The 3,358-nt window shown below is 58.6% G+C and carries 3 protein-coding genes; all 3 read right to left on the bottom strand.

All coding sequences use genetic code 11. The features are described 5' to 3' along the window. Positions 1 to 122: 122 nt before the first annotated feature. Positions 123 to 1,421, bottom strand: a complete 1,299-nt coding sequence (locus ACPLUI_RS12775; protein WP_424660638.1) for a DUF3150 domain-containing protein — start codon at positions 1,419 to 1,421, stop codon at positions 123 to 125. A 29-nt stretch (positions 1,422 to 1,450) separates the two neighbouring features. Further along, complete coding sequence (locus tag ACPLUI_RS12780) at positions 1,451 to 3,184, bottom strand: ATP-binding protein (RefSeq protein ID WP_424660639.1); 1,734 nt, start codon at positions 3,182 to 3,184, stop codon at positions 1,451 to 1,453. Beyond that, positions 3,177 to 3,358: hypothetical protein (locus tag ACPLUI_RS12785; protein WP_424660640.1), on the bottom strand; the 182-nt coding region annotated here is incomplete at its 5' end. The genes ACPLUI_RS12780 and ACPLUI_RS12785, both read right to left, overlap by 8 nt.

Genomic DNA, 3,358 nt, shown 5'->3' on the forward strand with positions numbered 1-3,358 from the left:
TAATTCCGGCAAGCTAGTCTCGTGCAACATATGCGACATTATTAATCATCCTTTCTGTTTAATTGATGGATAAAGGCCGGTCCCTCAACCGCAGCTTGGGGTGAAGAACCGGCCTTTTTGACTTAAATCGCAGCCGCCCGCTTTTTCCGGACGGGCGTGTTTTCTACGAACAGCTCCAGAACGGGCTCACCAGCACGTTTTTCCCGCCCCTTGCGGTGCACTTCTTCCGCCAGCGGGGCTACTTCCGCAGCAGCCCGGATTCTTCTGGGCTCGCAACCCAGGAGAAGCAAAGTCTGTCGCGTTTCGGAAGCGATGGCGTCCAGGGATCTCTTCACATCCCGGGGGCTGCGTTCTTCGGCTTCAACGATTTCCCGCAACTGGTCCAGGTAGCGCTGGACCGCCTGGTCGTTGTTGAAGTTAAGCCTGTTAAGTTTTTCGATCAGGGTCTTGAGACGCCTGGTATCCCCCGAGTGCAGCTGGCCGTTTTTCTCCACATTCAGACGTACAGCCTCACAGGCTTCGTAGACCAGGTTGTAGATGTAACCTACGGTTTGCTGCAGAAACTCGTTGACGCCTCTCCGGTAGCTTTCCAGGGCCTCCCTGTGAATGGCTCTGATTTGCTCCTGCTTGTAGTGCTCCTCCATGATCAGGGTCCTGGCCCGTTCCCGCAGGATCTCTTCCTTTCGCCGGATCATCTCCACCCGGACCCGTTCCTCCTCTATCACGCTGGTGAGTGGCACAAATCCCACGTCCAGGTCGAAGTAGAAGGAATCCCGCACGTGTTCCTTATCAGGGAAGAGGGCCATAACGCCGTCGACAAATGCTCGGGTGAATTCCTCCGGCACGACGGCGTACCTGTCCCTTTTTATCATCCGGTAGCTTTCCAGGGCAGCCCTCTCGTACACCCGGCGGGTCTCTTCCTTGAGCTGGTCGTAACGGTCCAGGATTTCATCCCGGACTGCGAAGTATTCCTTCTTTATCTCCTCAATCTTCTCCCGCATGAGGGCGAAGTTTTTGTACGGGACGAAGATCCCCCAGCGGGTTTTGAAGCCGTACTTTTCAACCGTCCGCCGGCCGTTCCTCTCAAGGGAGTCCAGAATCTGGAGATATTTGCTGTTGAGCAGGAACTTGTTCCCGAGCCTCACGTACTCCTGCAGAAACTTCCGGTGTTCTTCGTCTTCATGTGCCAGTCCCAGATCCTGCTCGTCAAGCCGGCGCATGAACCGGGTGCGCCCCACGTGCAGGTCCACGAGAACACCGTCCCGGCACATGTTGGTGACGAGCACGTCCATACGGACGTTGACGTCCCCGGGGTCAAGGCCCAGGCGGACGGCCGCTTCGGCGCACTGGGCTTCCAGCTCTTCCCTGGAGCCAAATTCAGATGCCAGGCCGTCAAGCAGCTCGTCAAGATTTTTAGCCATAAGTAAACCGCTCCTTTCTTAAAAAAAAATTAAAGCGCCCTCCTGCTCCTTGCGCGGGCGTTTTTCTGGTCTTCCCGTGTCTGGTTGTTGCGGGTCTTGAGCAATTCTTTGTACCGGGGCGGAAGCAGGTCCGTATCGTTACATTCCGCTACGGCCAGAGCGGTCATTGCCTCGATGTCCTGGGTAGAAGGATAATACCGCTCCAGAGCGGCCAGCAGGTGGTCTTCAGAGAGGGGTTCCCCGGCATCCTCCGCAATTTCGTAAGCCTTGAGAACCAGAGCCTCCAGTTCCGCACCGGTCCACCCGTCGGTCGATTCGGCGACTTTTTTCAGGTTGCCTGCCCGGTGTCCTATCCCGTACTTCCTGAGGATGACCCTGATGATGGCCTCCCGCTCATCTGTTTCCGGGGTCAGGATGGGAACCTTGCGGTCGAAACGGCCCGGCCGTTTCAACGCGGCGTCCAGGAGGTCGGGACGGTTGGAGATGCCCAGGAATACGATTTTCCCCCGGTGCGACGTGTCTGACATAAATTCCAGGAGCCGCCGGAATATCCGGTTCGACACCCCGGAATCGCCGGAATTGCTGCGTGAAAGACCGCTCTGGTCGATTTCGTCCACGATGACGATGGTGGGAGCCAGCGCGTGGATACATTCCAGGGCGCGTTCCAGGTTTCGCTCCGACTGGCCTACATAAGAACCCAGCAGCTTGCCCACGTTGAGGGAACAGCAGTTTACGCCGCTTTCCTTCGCCACCGCTTCCGCCAGAATTGTCTTGCCGGTACCCGCAGGGCCGAGAAGCAGCACGCCCATGGGAACGCGGGCGGCTCTCCCCTCGCGCACGGGCTTTATAATGCACCGGCGGAAAAATTCCTTCGTCTGCTCCATGCCACCCACGTCGTCAAATCCCAGCCGGGGTTCTATTATTTCCAGGATGTCGGCAAATTCGCTGCGGACGATCTCCTCTTTCCGCTCCCGGACCAGCTCCTCCGTTACCCGGGTACCGGCCAGGTCGGCCCGGAGGAAGATGTCCTCGATATGGACCAGTTTCAGGCCGGCGGTACGGGCCGCCAATCCTTCCGGGTCTTCCGCCAGGTTTCTGAGTTCCAGCGCCTTTATGAACTCCAGCCGCTCCTCATGTCCGGGGTATGGAACCCTGACGCACTCTATCCGGCTGGAAGCTCGGCGGAGGTTGACATGCAGGTCTCCCAGGTTCTCCACCAGCAGGAAGACCGGGGGGCCTAAAGCGGTGAATTCTTTCTCCCTGGCCCACCTTGTTATGGTGACCAGCAGGCTGCGGTCTTCCGGGCTCATGGTGGCCAGGTCGGCATTCGGAAATATCGTTTCCGCGTGTTCAACGATGAGGCTGCACCTGGGGCGGTTGTCCCCGTCAGCTGCCAGCAGCGCCCTTTCTATTAGCGGCAGGGCCTGGCCCGGGGTGGCCGGCAGGGGAACATCGCCGGTCATCAACTGGCCCCTGGCCTGCTGCAAGGCTGCAAGCGCACCGGAGGGAGCCTGCTGCTTGAGTTCCGCAATCTCCAGGAATTTTTCGCGGTGGGCCGGGCTCGGGAAGTTGATCCCGCTGGAGCGGTTGTAGCTGATTATCACTTCCCGGCCCGCTACAAGGCCGCTGGCCAGCAGCACGTCCTTCACGTACATTCCCGGCAGAACCAGGTCGTCCGTATTTCCGTGCAGGACAAAAACATGAGCGATGCCGGCCTGCCACTTCTGGGTTACTTCTTCCAGCCAGGCGGGGACTTTAGACATGGTGGTGCACCCCCTGGCATGCGCATACCGCCTCGTCGTGGCGGTGCTGCTCGAAGCGCACGTTTTCTATGTCTATGCCGCTGCTCCTAAGCTCCTCGAAAAGAGCTACCAGCTTTTCAACTCCCCCGGCAAAGGTGCCTTCCCGGGTTATGATGGTCAATTTCCCATCGGGCG

The sequence above is a fragment of the Desulfofundulus sp. genome (genome assembly GCF_049701015.1).
Taxonomy (GTDB): domain Bacteria; phylum Bacillota; class Desulfotomaculia; order Desulfotomaculales; family Desulfovirgulaceae; genus Desulfofundulus.